General features: G+C 40.1%; 21 protein-coding genes, 1 pseudogene and 1 other annotated feature. Of the genes and pseudogenes, 19 read left to right on the top strand and 3 right to left on the bottom strand.

From position 1 onward, the window contains the following. Positions 1-112: 112 nt before the first annotated feature. Together AC4HAJ_RS01815 and pynA are read left to right on the top strand one after the other, a co-directional pair. Positions 113-937: a glycosyltransferase family 8 protein gene (locus AC4HAJ_RS01815; protein ID WP_491078441.1), complete on the top strand. Its 825-nt coding sequence runs from the start codon at positions 113-115 to the stop codon at positions 935-937. Between the two features lie 134 nt (positions 938-1,071). Beyond that, positions 1,072-1,764, top strand: a complete 693-nt coding sequence (pynA, locus tag AC4HAJ_RS01820) for a pyrimidine 5'-nucleotidase PynA (protein WP_491078442.1) — start codon at positions 1,072-1,074, stop codon at positions 1,762-1,764. 60 nt (positions 1,765-1,824) lie between these two features. On the opposite strand, the pseudogene AC4HAJ_RS01825 reads toward pynA, so the two are convergent. After that, positions 1,825-2,322: pseudogene (locus AC4HAJ_RS01825) on the bottom strand (DUF6773 family protein); the annotation flags it as partial. 15 nt (positions 2,323-2,337) lie between these two features. Beyond that, positions 2,338-2,538, bottom strand: coding sequence for a helix-turn-helix transcriptional regulator (locus AC4HAJ_RS01830; RefSeq protein WP_491078443.1), 201 nt, complete (start codon positions 2,536-2,538; stop codon positions 2,338-2,340). Positions 2,539-2,936: 398 nt separating this feature from the next. Between AC4HAJ_RS01830 and AC4HAJ_RS01835 the strand changes: the two genes are divergently transcribed. The 10 genes from AC4HAJ_RS01835 (at position 2,937) to gorA (ending at position 11,604) form a co-directional block, all read left to right on the top strand. Then, positions 2,937-3,164 (top strand): hypothetical protein, encoded by a 228-nt coding sequence (locus AC4HAJ_RS01835; RefSeq protein ID WP_491078444.1) that lies wholly within the window; start codon positions 2,937-2,939, stop codon positions 3,162-3,164. A gap of 11 nt (positions 3,165-3,175) precedes the next feature. After that, positions 3,176-4,084 (top strand): ABC transporter ATP-binding protein, encoded by a 909-nt coding sequence (locus AC4HAJ_RS01840; RefSeq protein WP_491078445.1) that lies wholly within the window; start codon positions 3,176-3,178, stop codon positions 4,082-4,084. Further along, positions 4,062-4,793 carry an ABC transporter permease gene (locus AC4HAJ_RS01845; protein ID WP_491078446.1) on the top strand — a complete coding sequence of 244 codons (732 nt, stop codon included), beginning with the start codon at positions 4,062-4,064 and terminating at the stop codon, positions 4,791-4,793. The genes AC4HAJ_RS01840 and AC4HAJ_RS01845 overlap by 23 nt, the downstream gene beginning before the upstream one ends. Then, positions 4,793-5,893, top strand: a complete 1,101-nt coding sequence (locus AC4HAJ_RS01850; protein ID WP_491078447.1) for a sensor histidine kinase — start codon at positions 4,793-4,795, stop codon at positions 5,891-5,893. The genes AC4HAJ_RS01845 and AC4HAJ_RS01850 overlap by 1 nt, the downstream gene beginning before the upstream one ends. Then, positions 5,890-6,486, top strand: a complete 597-nt coding sequence (locus AC4HAJ_RS01855) for a response regulator transcription factor (protein ID WP_491078448.1) — start codon at positions 5,890-5,892, stop codon at positions 6,484-6,486. Before AC4HAJ_RS01850 ends, AC4HAJ_RS01855 begins: the two co-directional genes overlap by 4 nt. A 432-nt stretch (positions 6,487-6,918) precedes the next feature. Beyond that, positions 6,919-8,712 (top strand): excinuclease ABC subunit UvrC, encoded by a 1,794-nt coding sequence (uvrC, locus tag AC4HAJ_RS01860; protein WP_491078449.1) that lies wholly within the window; start codon positions 6,919-6,921, stop codon positions 8,710-8,712. A gap of 211 nt (positions 8,713-8,923) precedes the next feature. After that, positions 8,924-9,448 carry a DUF2975 domain-containing protein gene (locus AC4HAJ_RS01865; RefSeq protein WP_491078450.1) on the top strand — a complete coding sequence of 175 codons (525 nt, stop codon included), beginning with the start codon at positions 8,924-8,926 and terminating at the stop codon, positions 9,446-9,448. A gap of 4 nt (positions 9,449-9,452) precedes the next feature. Then, positions 9,453-9,659, top strand: a complete 207-nt coding sequence (locus tag AC4HAJ_RS01870; RefSeq protein WP_491078451.1) for a helix-turn-helix domain-containing protein — start codon at positions 9,453-9,455, stop codon at positions 9,657-9,659. Positions 9,660-9,669: 10 nt separating this feature from the next. After that, entirely contained in the window at positions 9,670-10,110 is a 441-nt protein-coding gene (locus tag AC4HAJ_RS01875) for a hypothetical protein (protein WP_491078452.1), read from the top strand. Between the two features lie 141 nt (positions 10,111-10,251). Continuing rightward, the gene (gorA, locus tag AC4HAJ_RS01880; RefSeq protein ID WP_491078453.1) at positions 10,252-11,604 is read left to right on the top strand and encodes a glutathione-disulfide reductase; all 1,353 of its coding nucleotides are present in this window, start codon (positions 10,252-10,254) and stop codon (positions 11,602-11,604) included. A 211-nt stretch (positions 11,605-11,815) separates the two neighbouring features. On the opposite strand, the gene AC4HAJ_RS01885 is transcribed toward gorA, so the two are convergent. Beyond that, on the bottom strand, positions 11,816-12,277 hold the full coding sequence (locus AC4HAJ_RS01885) for a DUF6556 family protein (protein ID WP_491078454.1): 462 nt from the start codon (positions 12,275-12,277) through the stop codon (positions 11,816-11,818). 182 nt (positions 12,278-12,459) lie between these two features. Here AC4HAJ_RS01885 and AC4HAJ_RS01890 point away from each other — a divergent pair, with 182 nt between their 5' ends. The 7 genes from AC4HAJ_RS01890 (at position 12,460) to rpmA (ending at position 18,928) form a co-directional block, all read left to right on the top strand. Next, entirely contained in the window at positions 12,460-13,608 is a 1,149-nt protein-coding gene (locus AC4HAJ_RS01890) for a cysteine desulfurase family protein (RefSeq protein WP_491078455.1), read from the top strand. A gap of 141 nt (positions 13,609-13,749) precedes the next feature. Continuing rightward, a complete protein-coding gene (thiI, locus tag AC4HAJ_RS01895) occupies positions 13,750-14,967 on the top strand; it encodes a tRNA uracil 4-sulfurtransferase ThiI (RefSeq protein ID WP_491078456.1) in 1,218 nt (405 codons plus the stop codon). Positions 14,968-15,182: 215 nt separating this feature from the next. Continuing rightward, positions 15,183-15,737 (top strand): GNAT family N-acetyltransferase, encoded by a 555-nt coding sequence (locus AC4HAJ_RS01900; protein ID WP_491078457.1) that lies wholly within the window; start codon positions 15,183-15,185, stop codon positions 15,735-15,737. 102 nt (positions 15,738-15,839) lie between these two features. After that, entirely contained in the window at positions 15,840-17,609 is a 1,770-nt protein-coding gene (locus AC4HAJ_RS01905) for a GbpC/Spa domain-containing protein (RefSeq protein ID WP_491078458.1), read from the top strand. Between the two features lie 231 nt (positions 17,610-17,840). Then, positions 17,841-17,914, top strand: a sequence feature (ribosomal protein L21 leader region). 39 nt (positions 17,915-17,953) lie between these two features. Beyond that, positions 17,954-18,268 (top strand): 50S ribosomal protein L21, encoded by a 315-nt coding sequence (gene rplU, locus AC4HAJ_RS01910; protein ID WP_491078486.1) that lies wholly within the window; start codon positions 17,954-17,956, stop codon positions 18,266-18,268. A 9-nt stretch (positions 18,269-18,277) separates the two neighbouring features. Next, positions 18,278-18,610 carry a ribosomal-processing cysteine protease Prp gene (locus AC4HAJ_RS01915; protein ID WP_491078459.1) on the top strand — a complete coding sequence of 111 codons (333 nt, stop codon included), beginning with the start codon at positions 18,278-18,280 and terminating at the stop codon, positions 18,608-18,610. 24 nt (positions 18,611-18,634) lie between these two features. Next, on the top strand, positions 18,635-18,928 hold the full coding sequence (rpmA, locus tag AC4HAJ_RS01920) for a 50S ribosomal protein L27 (protein ID WP_447452327.1): 294 nt from the start codon (positions 18,635-18,637) through the stop codon (positions 18,926-18,928). The last annotated feature ends 240 nt before the right edge of the window (positions 18,929-19,168 follow it).

The following is a 19,168-nucleotide window of genomic DNA, read 5'->3' on the forward strand; positions in this document are numbered from 1 at the left end:
AAAATTCTATCCGAGTTTGGATAGAATTTTTTGTCTCTATCAGTTACTCGTATTTTCTTTTGAGATTGAGCGTGTTACAATGGCACTAGTATTAAAAAGAAGGAATTGAGTTATGGAGCCAGTCAATTTGTTGTTCACTGTCGATGATGCCTATGTCGAGCAGCTTAAAGTAACGCTCTATTCTGTTAAGCAAAATCTATCTGCTGCTGAGGTGCATGTTTATCTTCTGCAAAAAACACTCCTAACGAAGAACGACCAGCTAGCTCGTTTTTGTCAAACGTTAGATTATCATTACCATCCTATTATTGTAGGGGATCAACCTTTCAAGGATGCCCCGACGACAGATCGCTATCCTGATACTATTTATTATCGTCTTCTGGCGCACGAGTTTTTACCGAAAGATATGAACAAGATTCTCTATCTGGATGCAGATATCCTCTGTCTCAATGATTTTAGAGAGTTTTACCAGCAAGATCTGGGGCAAGATCTCTATGCCGCAGCCAGTCATAATGCTGACAGTAAAATTATGGATATGATCAATCAGCTGCGCCTTCAGAATTATGAGATGGAGTCCTCTTATTTCAATACAGGTGTTCTCCTTATGAATCTTCCTATGATTCATCAAACTGTAGAGCGTCAGGATATTTTAGAGTATATCGAAAAAAATCGGACCAAGCTGATTTTGCCTGATCAGGATGTCTTAAATGGCCTCTATGCAGACAGAGTACAAGCTGTGTCTGATGAGATTTACAATTACGATGCCAGATACAGTCGTTTGTACCAAGCACGCAGCGGCGGCGATTGGGATATTGACTGGGTTATTGAAAATACAGTCTTTTTGCACTTTGCTGGTCGAGACAAGCCTTGGAAACCTAATTATACTACCCGCTATGCAGCTCTTTATAAATATATGGCTAAAAAAGCGCATGAGGTTTAAAGTAGAGCCGCTTAAAATCGACTCGAGTGTTGAGATAGGAGCCAAAAACTGATTCGCTGAGTTAAGCTAATCAGTTGATTTTTGCGACCAAACTTATGCTATAATACCCTTATTCCTCTATAGAAAGGACCATCATGCCCTACAAATACCTTCTTTTCGATCTTGATCATACTTTGTTAGATTTTGATGCGGCGGAAAGTCTTGCCTTGCGCCAGCTTTTGTTTGAGGCGCAAGTGTCGGATATTGCAGCTTATATGGACTACTATGTCCCCATGAATCGTGGACTTTGGGACGATTTGAGCTTGGGCAAGATCAGCAAGCAAGAATTGATCGATACACGTTTTGCAAGGTTGTTTGCCCACTTTGGTCAAGATGTGGATGGTCAGTACTATGCCCAGCGTTATCAGCATTTTCTCAGTCAGCAGGGGCAGGTTTTAGAGGGAGCTAAGGAACTTTTGGAAAGCCTTGCCTTGCATGGCTTTCGTCTTTTTGCTGCGACCAATGGGGTGACCTTTATCCAAAATGGTCGTTTAGATCGCTCTGGAATCAGGGATTATTTCGAGCAGGTGTTTATCTCGGATGATCTGGGTTATCAAAAGCCTAAGAAGGAATACTATGATAGCATTGCGCATCGGATTGATGGCTTTGATAAGCAGCAAGCACTGATGATTGGTGATGGACTTCTCAGTGATATTCAAGGCGGTAACAATGCTGGGATTGATACGGTTTGGTACAATCCTGATGGTAAGGAGAATACCAGTCAGGCTCAGCCGACCTACACTGTAGCAAACTATAATGAACTTTTGACGACAATACTCGCTAAATAAACCTCCGATTCTACCATGAACCGGAGGTTTATTTAGCGAGTATTCTTTTTTGATACGTTGCAACATAATGAGCACCATGGTGACTGTCCAAAAGATACCGGCCAAGACAGTTCTAATGATACTTTGAAGGCTAAAAAGTGCTGTTAGTAGCTGCTCATGATAATCTAAAGCATCCATCAGCCCTGTTAATAGCCAAAAGAGGATTGTGAAAATTATCCCGGAGAATATCGTATTTCGGATAGTTTTCTTTCTTTCTGGTTTAATTTCGTCTGATTCAACATAATGAGCGGTTAGATTGGTACGCTTTGACGCAATGATGATGTATAAGCATATTCCCAAAAATACAATAATGTTTAAGGACATTAGGCCCCAGATAGCTAGGGTAACATTTATATAAGATACGAGCAGTGCTATTAATGTTGAAGTAATCAAATAATAAAAAGTAAATACAAAGGCATTGTTGCCGATGCGATTGATTTCTTGAAGAATGTATTCATCCATTTCTCTAATGCCGTAAAATCGCTTCAAAACGTTTGTCCAAAATTTACTCTTTTTCATAGTTTTATCCTTTCTTTAGTCGTGGCGATTATTCCAAAATAAGGTATTAAGATCAGTATCCAGAGTTTCTGCGATCTTAATACAGAGATCAAGCGATGGATTATATTTGTTATTTTCGATTAGGTTAATGGTCTGTCGAGCGACTCCAATGGTTTTAGCTAGGGCTAGCTGAGACAGGCCTTTATCCAAGCGAAACGTTTTGACATGATTTATCATAAATGCTCCAAAGTAAGAAAATAGTAGTGTCGATGGCAACTATCGATAGATTGTCACATATAACTGACAGATATAGTGTATCATATATATGACACTTGTCAACTATAGATGACATATTTTTTAAATTATCTACTCATTTGAACAAATGAGTAGATAGGATTAGATTCACAACTCTCCTATGTTACCATTCGGAACTATTTTGGTCATGTCTAGTTCTCGTTTTAGGACTTTTTTATTGCAAAAATAAAATTATGTAAATAATATATAGAATGAACAGCTGCTTGTGCAGAACCTTGAGTCGTTCATAGCTGACATTTGTCATATAGGGTCATGACATCGTGTACTAATTGTAAAAGATCTTTTGACCTATACTTACAATAGAAAGAGAGGAAGCAAAAATGAAAGAGAAAGAAAAAGCAACAGTTAAACTATCGTGGTTCCTATACTCTGTTATAGCAAGTATTTGTGCGGCTATTAGTATGTTTACAAATTGGTTTGATCATTATTCGTTTGATCGTTTCTTTGAAATTCAAGGAACTGTCATGGGTCTAGGGATTAGTCTAGCTGTTGCTTGGAGTGTATGGCGATATATCTTAAAAGAAATCTTTAGATCAAATAAAAAGTAGGAGGTGTCATGATGACAGAGCGTATTCTACAAGCTGACCATCTTGGAAAAGTTATTAAGGGTCATAGAATTTTAGAGGATATCACATTTTCAGTTTCTAAGGGTGATTGTGTTGCCGTGATTGGTCCTAATGGCGCTGGGAAGACGACCTTGATGCGCTGTCTGCTAGGAGACCTCAGGCTGTCATCTGGATCTATTTTGGTGGAGGGATTGGATGCTCGTCATGCTGACCTTAAAGCTAGGATGGCTGTGCTTCCACAAAGGAATCAAGTTCCTGAACAGTTGAAAGTTATAGAATTGATCCGTTTTTTTCAAAAAATAGCAAAGAAGCCTTTAATAGATCCTGCTATTGACCAGCTTTTAGGCTTCTCAGCTTCTCAAAAAGAGCAGTTGGCAGAAAAATTATCAGGTGGGCAGAAGCGGTTGTTATCGTTTGTACTCTGCTTGATTGGTCAACCTGATCTAATATTTTTAGACGAACCGACTGCCGGCATGGATACGTCGACTCGCAGAAGATTTTGGGAAATTATTGATCAGTTAAAAGCTGATGGTCGGACGATTATATACTCTAGTCATTATATTGAGGAAGTGGAGCATACAGCGGATCGGATTTTAGTATTGCATCAAGGAAGGTTGATTCGTGATACGACACCTTTTACCATGCGTAATGAAGACCAAGAAAAAGAGGTGATTTTGCCGGCTCGATTTGCTCCTCTTATATGGCAGTTGGAAGATATCTATCGAGTGGAACAAAAAATGGATAGCTTAAGGTTTGCAACGAAACATCTAGCCCAAGTGTGGCAGGTCTTACAAGAAGCTGGCTGTACCATAGAGGATATTGAGATTCATCGTAAAACCTTGTTAGATACTTTATTTGAACAAACTAAGGAGGAAGCCAATGAGAGCCTTATTAAAAATTGAAGGAATAAAAATGTGGAGGTCCTGGCCGGTCTTTATCTTGGCTATTGGGATGCCGGTTGGTTTTTTTCTCTTTTATTCTGGAATGATCATGTACAAAGATCCCGTCCAGCAAGATGCTTTTATCCAGTCTTACATGTTAACGATGACCGGATTTTCCATGTCCAGTTTTGGCTTTTTTACCTTTCCTTCAATGCTATCAGAAGATCAAACGGGTCATTGGCTGACCTATATCGAACATTCCAGACTCCCGATTTGGCAGTACTATGTTTCAAAGGTAGCTAGGGTTGCGCTTAATTTTCTCTGTGCTATCTTAGTGACCTTTTTAATAGGAGCCTGGGTCAGGGGAGTGACTATGCCAATAGAACGCTGGATTGGTTCAGCTGTTATGCTACTAATTGCAGGACTATTATTTTTAGCCTTTGGTCTCTTGATTGCACAAATAAAATCAGAGCAAATCAGGTCTATTGTTGGTAATATCACTTTTCTCAGTCTGGCTATTCTGGGTGGCTCTTGGATGCCTATTACCCTATTTCCAGATTGGATGCAGGTACTATCGAAGTGGACACCTATCTATCATGTTAATCAGTTTGTCGTGAGCTTTGCTCGAGATGGGAGTATCGATTGGCAGGCATTTGTTGCTATATCAGCCTATGCTATAATAGCTGCTGGAGCAGCTATTGCTCTTAAACGGAGAACAGAGGTAGCTTAATGTTTCGTCCCTTTCAACGAACCGATTTTCTATATTATATCGGACTTATCTTTACTATTTTTCCTTTTGCAGGGCCTATTTTGTTTGGCTATCCTGTTTGGACATTACTATTGTCTAGTTTATTCGTCTTTGCCTATCTAATGCTTGTCCATCTAAAGGATCAGTATAAGAAAAGCATAGCTGTCCTGTGGTTTTATCATCTTGCTTACATCATAGGAATGGCTTGCTTTATAGAAGGCGGAATGATGTGGTTCTTCTTTTTTACGGCTAATCTTCTGGTTTGGCGTTTTAATGCTGCTGTTAAGTCTTACTATTTTATTAGTTTCTTAGCGGCCCTTGTAGGAACTGGATTTATTGGTGCTATAACGACTGATGTCGCAGGAAATCGCATTATGCTAGCCATTATTCCAACTTTTATCGGCAGTGTCTACTACCTTGAAGCAAAGAGTCGCAAGGAATCTGAGCTAGAAGCAGCATTGTATCAGCAGCATAAGACCATTAATCTTTTAGCGGCCGAAAATGAGCGAAACCGAATTGGGCGTGACCTCCATGATACATTAGGCCATACCTTTGCTATGATAACTTTGAAAACAGAGTTAGCTCTAAAACAATTGGATAAGGCTAATTTATTAGCAGTGCGCAAGGAACTAGAAGACTTGCACAATATCAGTCAGGCATCTATGAAGGAAGTTCGTGAATTGGTTAATAACCTCAAATTTCGAACTGTTGCAGAAGAATTGTCAGCAATTCAAGATATGTTTGAGGGTTCTGAAGTGACCCTGCAGGTGATCAATGAATTGGATACCGATCAATTCTCCCCTGTCTTACAATCCAGTATGACGATGATTTTACGGGAGCTGACCACCAATGTTATTAAACATGCTCAGGCTCATCATTGTCAGATCCGTATCTTTCGTAAAAAAGGAATCTGTATTGAAGTAACAGATGACGGTCAAGGATTTGGAGTGTTAGACGCTCAGGACTTGCACTCTATTCAGGAGCGCTTACAGTTAGTAGATGGACAAGTCGCCATCATTTCCCCTAGACAGCCTACCAGGGTTAGTGTGATATTACAGGAAGTGTGGAAAAAGGAACAATGAATTTACTAGTAGCAGAAGATCAAGCTATGTTAAGAGATGCTATGTGTCAACTCCTTCTCATGGAAGAGGATGTAGACGAAGTCTTTCAAGCAGGTAATGGCCGTGAGGCGATCGTACAGATTCAAGAGCAGGAAATTGATGTTGCTATTTTGGATATCGAGATGTCTGAGCTAAGCGGGCTAGATGTTTTAGAGTGGATTCGTGCTAACCGAGAGATGAAGGTTGTGGTTGTGACGACTTTCAAGAGGCTTGGCTATTTCCAGCGAGCAGTTAAGGCAGGTGTAGACGCCTATGTCCTTAAAGATCGCTCTACAACAGAGCTTATGGCAACGATTCGTAAGGTCTTATCGGGGGGAAGGGAGTATTCTCCAGAGTTGATGGAAGATATAGTGAATCAGGAAAATCCTTTAAGCCAGCGTGAGCAGGATATCTTGCGACTAGTCGCCCAAGGGCTTTCAAATAAAATGATTGCTGAGCAGTTATTTCTATCCCATGGGACAGTACGTAACTATCTGGTCAGTATTTTTACGAAATTAGAGGCTAATAATCGTACAGAAGCTGTCCGAATAGCTCAAGAGCGGAGTTGGTTATAATTTTAATCATAACAATAATTATGTAAAAAACTGTTCAAGCGATCGGTTGTTTAGCTTGAAGCAAACGTATTGTTTGCCACTATCCTTAGGTGCTGTTGGACGCTAGCAACCTCCTTCGGAGTTTCATAGCTTAATTTTGAGCCTTAGGTCTCAAAATTCCCGAGTGTTAGAACCGTTTATATCATAGCGTTTCTAATACTTTTAGCACGACGGAGTTGGCTGGATTATGCTCACCTTGCTCGCAAAAATAGGAAATGTATTGAAAAACTTGCAGAACTTCTTGTCTCATTTTATTGGGAAAATAAGGTTGTCTACAGTCTGAACAACTGTTTAAGCGATCAGTTGCTTTTATGCTGTACCAGTATATAGAGAGTCAGTTTTCTTTAATTTCTCTGGGCGGTCTTGTCTCTTTATATTTGTTATAATAGTCTTATGAACGAGCTGATAAAACATAAGTTAGAGTTACTGCCAGCTAATCCTGGCTGCTATATTCATAAGGACAAAAATGGCAAGATTATCTATGTCGGTAAGGCAAAAAATTTAAAGAATCGGGTACGGTCTTATTTCCACGGGAGCCATGATACAAAGACAGAGATGCTGGTCTCAGAAATTGCCGATTTTGAGTATATAGTGACAGGGTCTAATACTGAGGCGCTGCTCTTGGAAATTAACCTCATCCAAGAAAATATGCCCAAGTACAATATCCGTCTCAAAGATGATAAATCCTATCCTTATATCAAGATTACCAATGAGCTCTATCCACGCCTCATGATTACGAGACAGGTACGAAAGAACGACGGGATTTATTTTGGTCCTTATCCCGACTCAGGAGCAGCGACCGAGATTAAGCGTTTGCTGGATCGTATTTTCCCTTTTAAAAAGTGTACCAATCCCGCTAATAAGGTTTGCTTTTATTATCATCTAGGACAGTGCAATGCCCATACCGTCTGTCAAACAGATCAAGCGTATTGGGATACCCTCAAAGAAGATGTTAAAAACTTTCTCAATGGTAAAGATAATAAGATCATTGACCAGATTAAGGAGAAAATGCTCAAGGCCTCGGAACTCATGGAGTTTGAGCGGGCAGCTGAGTATCGTGACCTGCTTGAAGCCATTAGCAAACTTCGGACCAAGCAACGTATCATGAATCAAGATATGATGGATCGTGATATCTTTGGCTATTATGTCGACAAGGGCTGGATGTGTGTACAGGTCTTCTTTGTCCGTCAAGGCAAGCTGATCCAGCGGGATGTCAATATGTTTCCCTACTACAATGAGCCTGAAGAGGATTTTCTCACCTATGTCGGTCAATTCTATCGTGAGAGCAAGCACTTCTTGCCAAAAGAGGTTTTTATTCCTCAGGACATCGATGAAAATCTCGTCAAAGCAGTAGTGGGTACTAAGGTCATCAAACCTCAGCGTGGCGAGAAGAAGCAGTTGGTCAATCTAGCGACTAAGAATGCCAGGGTCAGCCTTCAGCAAAAATTTGACCTGCTGGAAAAGGATATCAAAAAGACAAAAGGAGCTATTGAAAATATTGGCGAGTTGCTGAATATTCCGACTCCGCACCGTATTGAGTCTTTTGATAACTCCAATATCCAAGGGACTAGTCCAGTGGCTGCCATGGTTGTCTTTGTTGATGGGAAACCCAGTAAGAAAGACTATCGTAAGTTTAAAATCAAGACGGTTGTTGGTCCAGATGACTACGCCAGTATGCGTGAGGTCATTTATCGGCGTTATAGTCGGGTCATGCGAGATGGTTTGACCCCACCTGATTTAATCGTTATTGATGGTGGACAAGGTCAGGTCAATATTGCCAAAGAGGTCATCCAAGACCGTCTAGGCTTAGATATTCCTATTGCAGGTCTTCAAAAAAATGATAGGCACCAAACCCATGAATTGCTCTTTGGTGATCCTCTGGAAGTCATTGATCTGCCAAGAAATTCTGAGGAGTTCTTTCTCTTACAGCGTATTCAGGACGAAGTCCATAGATTCGCGATTACCTTCCACCGTCAGGTTCGCAGCAAGAATAGCTTTAGCTCCAAATTGGACGGCATTCCTGGCCTTGGACCTAAACGCAAGCAGCTCCTGCTTAAGCATTATAAAAGCCTGACTAAGATCCAAGAAGCAGATGTGGATGATATCGTCAACTGTGGCATACCTAGAAATGTCGCAGAGGCAGTGAAGGAAGCACTGACACAAGAAGAAGTTGTAGATAAGACGTAAATAGCTCTATAAGCATATTAAAACCGCTTACCTAATCCTTTATGAGTATAAGAAGTGGTATATGAAATTGAAATTGTTTGACAAGCGGCCGCCCTATGGTGGTCGCTTTTTGGTATTTAGAAAAATGTTTATATTGTTATTTGAAATTATTGTGATACAATAATTTTAGAGAAATTATTATTGTCTGGCAATAATTTAAAAGGAGAGATGTATGAAATTAAATATTTTTAAATGGTTAAGACTGATCTTGTATTTATTCCAATTTCTAGTCGTTGCTTTGATTATTTTGCTAATAGTGGGGATCTTTGGGGTAATATTCAGTGAGGAAAATCATCAGGGTATCTTTGTTTTTGATTATGGTTCTTCAACGATTACAATGCCAGTTATTATTCCTTTTTTAGTTCTCACTATTTTAGTAATTATGACTGGCATTTTGTCAGTAGTTCTTTATTGCTTGAGAAAATTATTATTAAACTTTCAATTTGATAAATATTTTTACCAATCTAATTTAAAGATTTTAAAAGTTGTTTTTATATTAGGAATAAGCTTCACAATTTTACAATTAGGGGTTCATATTATTCTTAATAGCAGTAATATTGATAGGATTAGTGACTTCTATACTTTTACTATAAAGGACTACTTTATCAATATCATTTTTTTAGTAATTAATTTCATTTTTATAATGATATTCCAAAAAGGCATTGCTTTGAGGAAAGAAAATGAGGAGATAATCTAATGAAATGGAAGAAATAAAAATAAATTTAGATGAGGTTATTAAGTCAAGAAACATGACATCTAAAGAACTTGCTAAAAGAATCAATATAACAGAAGCTAATTTATCGATTTTAAAAACTGGTAAAGCAAAAGGAATCCGTTTTGAGACATTGATGAACATTTGTCGAGAATTAGATTGTCAGCCGGGTGATATTTTAGAATATAGAAAATGAGGAGATATTTATGAAAAAATTACTTGCTATATTATTATTTATTAGTACCTTCTTCTTTTTCGTTGGTTGTTCATTGTGGACTAATGATACATCAACTGAAATAAAGAGCGAACTGCAAAATGATTTATCAAAGGAAGACCTCAAAGATTTGAAAATTCAACAATTAGTAGAATTAAAAACAGGTGACACTTTTGAGTTAAAGCAGCCTTTTAAGGGCTCAATATATGTGATGGCGAGTCGAGATGAGATTGAGAAAGTATCAGATTTGAATCTTAAAATAGGAGAAAGTGAGTTTGAAAAAGTAAGTAAAAATACTAGTCAAGATTTCAATTTTAGAAAGCAAGGCAAAACATATTTCTCTATCAAAAGAATCAAAGTAAAAAATATTAGTTCCGTAAAAATAATTTCAGACAGTGAAGCTAAGTTATTAATAGCTTTTAGGAAAGACTAAATTTTAAGGTACCAGTAACTAGTCATTTTTAAAGTAATCTATTTTACCCGACAGCAGCCTTTTATAGTCGTAGCGGAAAATTGCTTGACCTTTTCATTTATGATACTCTAAATCTACTTTAACACTTAGAAAGGGATTCTTATGGTAAAAGAATACGATTATATTGTCCTTGGAGGTGGTTCTGGGGGGATTGCTTCGGCTAACCGAGCTGCTATACATGGTGCCAAAGTGCTCTTGATTGAGGCAGCGGAGACTGGCGGGACCTGTGTCAACCGTGGTTGTGTCCCTAAAAAGGTCATGTGGTACGGGGCTCAGGTTGCTGAAGCTATTCATAAGTATGCTGGTGAATACGGTTTTACCGTGGGAGAGACAACTTTTGATTTTACAACCCTGAAAAATAACCGTGAAGCCTACATTGACCGTATCCACGGTTCTTATGAACGAGGATTTGCAGCAAATGGTGTAGAGGTACTGAATGCTTATGCCACCTTCCTTGATGACCACACCCTAGAAGCTAACGGTGAAACCTATACAGCACCCCATATTCTCATTGCGACAGGTGGGCACGCCCTCATTCCTGATATTCCAGGAGCTGAGTATGGTATCACTTCCGATGGCTTCTTTGAGTTAGATGAGGTTCCTAAGCGCGTGGCTATTGTCGGAGCGGGTTATATCGGTGTTGAGATTGCTGGTGTTCTGCATACGCTTGGTAGTGACGCTCACCTCTTTGTTCGTAAGGATCGTCCCCTTCGCAACTGGGACAATTACCTAACGGATGCCCTCATGGAAGAAATGGAAAAAGACGGTCCAACCCTGCATAAACATTGTGTACCCAAAGCAGTGGTCAAGAATGCTGATGGTTCCCTAACGCTCAGCTTTGAAAATGGTGAGGAACATACCACTGATGTCCTTATCTGGGCTATTGGGCGTGTCGCTAATACCAAGGGCTACGGACTGGAAAACACCGGAGTGGCTCTTAACGAGCGTGGCTTTATCCAAGCTGATGAATACGAAAACACCAATGTTTCAGGTGTTTACGCCATCGGTGATGTCAATGGTAAGATCGAGCTAACCCCAGTTGCCATCAAGGCAGGACGTCAGCTGTCAGAGCGCCTCTTCAACGGTCAAACAACAGCTAAGATGGATTATACCAATGTCCCAACCGTAGTCTTTAGCCACCCGGCCATGGGAATGGTCGGTCTTACTGAAGAGCAAGCCATCAAGCAGTATGGTGAAGATCGTATTAAGACTTACAGCTCTTCCTTTACGTCCATGTACACAGCTATGGCTGATCATCGTCAAGTATCTCGCATGAAGTTAGTAGTCATGGGAGATGATGAAAAAGTTGTCGGTCTCCACGGTATCGGTTATGGTGTCGATGAAATGATTCAAGGCTTCGCAGTTGCGATCAAGATGGGAGCTACTAAAGCTGATCTCGACAGCACTGTTGCTATTCACCCAACCGGAGCGGAAGAATTCGTGACCATGAGATAAGCAGAGCAGGTCATTGCTAGATAAGAGCAACAAAGAGTCTGAGACAAAGTTCAGGCTCTTTTGCATTATTCTAAATTTACCACGATTTATTGATTTTTGTCCCTCTCTCTTTCATGATATCAACTGATAGGGATGACTAGAAAAAGCCTCTCAAGGATTTGCCCTGAGAGGTTACTAGTCTTTTAATCATTCATTACTCTGCTGTATGCAATTATTCTTGAGCTGCAGGAGCTTCCGGCGTTTGCGTATTGGCACCGCCATCATCAGTTGTGCCAGCATCGTTGCCATTTTGACTATCAGCAGTATCAGTATTAGATTCAGATGTTTGGGTGTCTCCTCCTTGATCTGTTTCTTTCGCTGTTGATTGGTTGGTTTGACCTTGATTAGTAGAGGCATCTGTCTGACTTTGTGATTGGTCTGTATCCTTTTCTTCACGGATAATAGTGGTTGTAGAGGTTTTAGAAGAATCGGTATCTTTGTTGTCAGACTTGTGAGTATAGTTGTAAAGTGTGATTGAAGATACAATAATGGCTAAGATGGTACCAATAGTCGTCAAGGTAATACGCAGAGCTGAAAATCCTTTTTTAGTAGTGTGGACGATTTTCTTGGTCGCCTTGGCTTTTGGAACTTTCTTCTTTGGATTGTTTTTTTGAGAACGTGAATATTCAGACATGTCTTTCCTCATCTCTTATAGATTGTTTACTTCTAGTTTACCAAAAAATAACCGCTTTGGCTGAAAAAAACTCCTTCACTTTACTTAGCTTGAAGTGATTATGTTTTTATGAATTTCCAATTAATTGGGCTAGATAGGCTTTTGTGCTATAATGAAGCTAATTGATTTTTTGAGGATATATTATGATTTATTTTGATAACTCAGCAACGACCCAGCCCTATTCTGAAGCCTTACATACCTACCAAGAAGTAGCGACAAAGATGTTTGGCAATCCCTCTAGTTTGCACAATCTAGGGGATAAGTCGACCCGTATCTTAGAGGCCTCTCGTCAGCAGATTGCAGCCCTACTTGGAGTCTCTTCAGAAGAGATTTTCTTTACCTCTGGTGGGACTGAGGGTGATAATTGGGCCATAAAAGGAACTGCTTTTGAAAAAGCGGCTTATGGAAAACATATCATCGTGTCAGATGTTGAGCATCCGGCTGTCAAGGAGACGGCGCAATGGTTAGCTCATCAGGGATTTGATGTCGATTTTGCACCGGTTGACGAACGAGGATTTGTCAAGGTAGATAGCTTGGCGCAACTCTTGCGCTCGGATACGATCTTAGTGTCTATTATGGCTGTCAATAATGAAATCGGTGCTATTCAACCCATTCAAGCTATTTCAGATCTTTTGGCAGACAAGCCGACTATTACCTTCCATGTCGATGCGGTTCAGGCTATCGGCAAGATTCCAACGGCTAGATATTTAACGGATCGTGTAGATTTGGCCTCGTTTTCAGGTCATAAATTTCATGCTGTGCGAGGGGTTGGTTTCCTCTATAAGAAGGCAGGCAAGCGTATAAGTCCTTTACTAACTGGAGGCGGTCAAGAGAGTGACATGCGCTCAACGACTGAAAATGTTGCAGGAATTGCTAGTATGGCTAAAGCGCTTCGTCTTGTTATGGACAAGGAAGGACTGGCTCTTCCTAGGATTTCGAAAATGAAGGAAACTCTTTACAAGGCTTTGAGTCAGTATCAGGATATCCATATTTTCTCAGAGCCAACTGATGACTTTGCTCCTAACATCCTAACGCTTGGTATCAAAGGAGTTCGTGGTGAAGTCATTGTCCACGCTTTTGAAGAACATGAGATTTATATTTCAACTACCAGTGCCTGCTCCTCAAAAGCAGGAAAACCAGCCGGAACACTGATTGCCATGGGTGTCCCAACAAAAATCGCTCAGACAGCTGTCCGAATCAGCCTGGATGATGACAATGATATGAGTCAAGTAGAGCAGTTTCTAACGATTTTTAAGCAAGTGTATGACAGAACACAAAAAGTAAGAGCATAAATACTTTTAATCGGGATAGTCAGCAGCTAAAAATGAGAGTGTGATTGCATTTTGGGTAATCCTTTGACTTTTTAGGCTTATTCTGATTAATAGTTTTTAGTAATGATGAATAGAACAAGAGTAAAAGGAAAAAGATACAACATGTTACAGTATTCAGAAATTATGATTCGCTATGGTGAATTGTCAACTAAGGGAAAAAACCGTATGCGCTTTATCAACAAGCTCAAGCGGACGATTCAAGATGTTTTATCTGTGTATCCAGATGTTAAGGTGAGTGCCGATCGGGATCGTGGCCATGTTTTTCTTAATGGGACAGATTATCACACGGTGGCGGAGAGTCTCAAGCTCATCTTTGGGATTCAAGCTTTTTCCCCTGTTTATAAGGTTGAGAAAGATCTGGATATCCTCAAAAAAGCTGTTCAAGAGATTATGACAGATCTTTATCAAGATGGTATGACCTTCAAAATCACTGCCAAGCGTAGTGATCACGACTTTGAGTTAGATAGTCGTGAGCTCAACCAATATCTTGGTAACTCTGTCTTTGATGTTTTGCCAGCTATCACAGCCCAGATGAAAAAGCCTGATGTCAACTTGAAAGTTGAGGTCAGACAGGAAGCTATCTATATCTCACATGAAGAGGTGAAAGGAGCAGGTGGACTGCCTGTAGGTACAGCAGGCAAAGGTATGCTCATGCTCTCAGGTGGGATTGACTCTCCGGTCGCTGGTTATCTTGCTCTTAAGCGAGGCGTCGATATTGAGGCTGTCCACTTTGCCAGCCCTCCTTATACTAGTCCTGGTGCGCTCAAAAAAGCCCATGATTTGACTCGTAAATTGACGAGATTTGGTGGCAATATTCAATTTATCGAAGTTCCTTTTACTGAAATTCAGGAAGAAATCAAGGCTAAAGCGCCTGAAGCATACTTGATGACTCTGACACGCCGGTTTATGATGCGTATTACTGATCGTATCCGTGAAGAACGTCATGGTTTAGTGATTATTAATGGGGAAAGTCTGGGACAAGTAGCGAGTCAAACTCTGGAGTCGATGACGGCTATCAATGCGGTAACAAATACCCCTGTTATCCGTCCAGTTGTGACTATGGATAAGCTTGAAATCATTGATATTGCTCAAAAGATCGATACTTTTGACATCTCTATCCAGCCCTTTGAAGACTGTTGTACAATCTTTGCTCCTGATCGTCCTAAGACTAATCCAAAGATCAAAAACGTTGAACAATATGAAGCACGACTCGATGTTGAAGGCCTTATTGATCGTGCTGTTCAAGGCATTATGGTTTCTGAAATCACACCGGAAGGTCAAAATGACGCTGTAGATGATATGATTGAGGGCTTATTGTAGGAGATTATAAGTGTGCAATATCTGGGAGTTTTAATGGCTGTTATGATATTTGTGTATTTATCCTAATGGAAAGACCTATTCAGTATTTGTTTCGGATGCCGATTCTAGTCAAGTTGCCAAAGTAAGAAACACTGGTAAAGATCAACTGGTCATAGTTGGATTCAACAAATCAGGCAAACCTGTTCACATTTTATTCACAGAAAGAAAAGCAACAAATGAATCTATCAAGCAAATTGACTATCTTGCCAGAGAGCGAATGGAATCTTTCGATAAGAGATAAGGTTCAGGAACTTTATTTTTCTGCTTTTCCAGCGGAAGAGCGCTTAGACTGGCAGTGGTTGCTTGAGAAATCCGAATCTGGTCAGGCGGATTTTATGGCTTATTACGACGGTGGGGAGTTTGTTGGTTTCACCTATAGCCTTCAGTCTGATGAGGTTTACTACCTCCTGTTTTTAGCTGTTTCTCCCTCTAAGCGTTCACAAGGCTATGGCAGCTCTATTCTTGAAATTGTGGCAGAGAAAGCTGATAATCGTCCTATTTACCTAGTTATTGAGCCTCTGGGAGAAGAATCACCAAATCTTGATCAGCGAGCAAGCCGATTCGCATTTTATCAAGCCAATGGTTACCGGATGACGAACTATCTCTATTATGAGAATAGTGAGATTTATCAAGTTTTGGTAAATCGTGATACGTTCCAAATAGGGGCGTTTGCTGAAATGATAGAAGTGATAGAGGGAGCAGGCGTTACTGTCGGATTGAAAAAATTTTAAGACTGAGTTAAAAAGCTTGATACTTTAAATTAATTGTGATAACTTATTACAAGAAGGTTACTGAAAAGTAACTTAATATTTTTAACATATAGGGAGAAGAATATGTCGAATAAGAAGTATTCAAGAGTTACCTTGCTAAGTAGCTTGGTACTCGTTATGGCATCCGGAGCTGCTTTGGCAGATCATGCTTATGCAGATGAGACGTCATCTGCTGCACCTGCTAGCGCTGAGGTGGCCCCTGCTGCTGATCAAGAAGCTGCGACACCAGAATCATCAGCAGTTGCTCCTACAGTAACTGAAGTTGATAAAAAGGTTGAGGGTAATACAACGACAACAACATCCGAAGTGACTTCACAAGAGTTAGAGGATGCTAAGCAAGCAGCACAAGATGCTGGTGTAGCCTTGGAAGAGGCTGACCCTCAAGTACAACCGTCTGTAGAAGCAGCTGATGCGGATAATAAAGAACAAGCTCAAAAAATTCAACAAACGATTGAGGAGTACAATAAGGCTAAAGCAGCTCACGATGAAGCTCTAGCTAAGTTGCCTCAAGAGCAAGAAAAGTACAAGGCAGATCTTGCCGCTTATCAAGAGCAGCTAAAAGAGTATGAAGCTAAAAAGGCTGCCTATGACGAGTATAAGAAATTAGTGGATCAAGGTATTGGTGCTGGTCGTGTTGAGACAGCTCAAGGATTGATCTTTACTAATGAACCAGAAGCAACCTTTACTATCGAAGGGGTCAATAGCTATCTTAAAAAAGATGTCAGAGCAGCACACAGTACAGATGATATTCTCGCTCAGTATAACACCGATAAATATACAGATGCTGATTTTTCTGCTGAGAATGGCTATGCCCCAAATGAAGATACTTGGTTCAAGATGAATGTCGGAGATACGGTTACCGTAACTTACGAAAACATCAAAAACTCAACCTATAACGATAAGAAAATTGCTAAGGTTGTTTCCACTTATAAACTTGATAGTACGACAAATAACGATAATAACGCCTTAGTTCAACTCTACCATGATCCGACTAAGACGATCTTTATTGGAGCACAAACTTCACGTGAAGGACGTCAGGATGAAATTTCCATCACGATGCAGATTACCTTCTACGATGAAAACGGCAATCCAATCGATCTCTCTGACAACCGCTCGATCATGAGCTTGTCATCGTTGAACCACTGGACAACTGACTTTGGTGACCACGTTGAAAAAGTGAGCCTAGGAAATAATGAATTTATCCAAATTCCTGGTTCATCTGTCAAATTGCATGGGGATTCTATCTATTCTGATAAGGATAACCAATACAAGTCTAACGGTGCAACTTTCAATGGTGATGGCGATACTGGTTGGGATGCGATCAATGCAGATGGTACCCCACGTTCTGGTACTGCCTACTATGGTGCAGGGGCAATGACCTATAAGGGTGAGCCTTTCACCTTCACTGTGGGTGGAAATGATCAGTACTTGCCGACAACGATCTGGTTTGCCGTTAATTCGGTAGTCGCAGTTCCTCAGCCACCAGGAGAAGCACCAGTTCCTCCAACAGAGCCAGGTGTTCCTGATCTTGAGGTTCCTACAGCTCAATGGCACAGGAACCGTGTAGTAGTTATCACTACACCACCAGCGGATGAAGAAAAACCACCATTGGATATCACGGCTACACCAAAAACACCAGCTCCAAAGAATAATAAGCCGGTTGCCTCTGTCAATGTGACCCCTGAGCAGGGCGATCCAGTAGCAGAGCAAGAGCTTCCACAAACTGGTGATCAGGCTATGTCTACAGCTGTTTCAAGCTTTGGTCTTGTGTCTATCGTTATGGGTATCCTGACCTTCTTTGGATTCAAATCAAAGTCTAAAAACAATGATTAATCTATCAGTAACAAGGAAGTAGCGACTTAGTTGTTATACCTTGATCTGATTTGTAGCATCAACTATAAAGCGATAAATTGGGACTAGGTCCTGGTTTGTCGTTTTTTTTATGGGATAAAGGTTTCGATGTCACACGAATAGAAGGATAATTCTTTACTGAGAATCTGTTTAAACTTTTATCTTGTCATAATGAATTGAGAATGCTAAAATACTATTGTTGACTAGTATGCACATCCTGTGCAACCGCACGACTATCGTTTTAAGCAGTTTTGTACTCACGATACAAGGCGAGTCTTCACATGAAGGAGATTTCCTTCACAATCAAATCTTATAGGAGGTGCATGATGAGCACATACGCAATCATCAAAACAGGTGGTAAGCAAGTTAAAGTTGAAGTTGGTCAAGCTATCTATGTTGAAAAACTTGATGTTGAAGCAGGAGCAGAAGTGACATTTGATCACGTTGTTCTTGTTGGTGGAGAAACAACTAAAGTTGGTACTCCAGTTGTGGAAGGTGCTACTGTTGTTGGGACTGTTGAGAAGCAAGGTAAGCAAAAGAAAGTTGTTACCTTCAAGTACAAACCTAAAAAAGGTAGTCACCGTAAACAAGGTCACCGTCAACCTTACACTAAAGTTGTTATCAACGCTATCAATGCTTAATTTTGCATAATGATTGAAGCTACATTTATACGAGACGCTTCCGGTTGGTCAGAAATGTTAGTGACTGGCCACGCCGGCAGCGGTGAGTATGGCTTTGATGTGATTTGTGCTTCCATTTCTATGCTGACCCTCAACTTTATTAATTCTGTAGAGGTAATGACTGGACTGGAGCCAATTGTGGAATTAAGAGATGGTGGTGGTTATCTCAGAACTTCTAAACCTTCTGGGATGACTTCTAAACAAAATCAGGTTTGGCAAACCTTATTTCAATCTGTAGTGATTGGATTTGAGAATCTTGCTGAAAATTCTAGTGAGTATGTTGCCCAGCCTATTATTCAATAATGTTTACAACGAAAGGAAAATACTATGCTTAAACTTAATCTTTCTAACTTGCAATACTTCGCCCACAAAAAAGGTGGAGGTTCTACATCAAACGGACGTGACTCAGAAAGCAAACGCCTCGGTGCTAAAGCAGCTGATGGTCAAACTGTAACTGGTGGATCAATTCTCTACCGTCAACGTGGAACTCATATCTATCCAGGTGCCAATGTTGGTCGTGGTGGAGATGATACGCTTTTTGCTAAGGTTGAAGGCGTTGTTCGTTTTGAGCGTAAAGGGCGCGATAAGAGACAAGTATCTGTTTACCCAATCGCTAAATAAGCTCATACATAGCCAAAACTCAAACGGTCTGATAGGATAGACCGTTTGAGTTTTTTTATTTCTAGCTATAAATTCTAGGTGCTTATTATACATGGCACTACATTTAAAGTGAAAATATCAAAAAAATTAGTAAAGTATTAAAAACAAGAGAAGATAAGGGATTAGAACTCTGATTATACGTGTGATATTGAAGAATTAGCTGTAGATATATGACAAAATATTTGTAATATATTAAATATA

The sequence above is a fragment of the Streptococcus sp. ALY_211 genome (assembly GCF_058314555.1).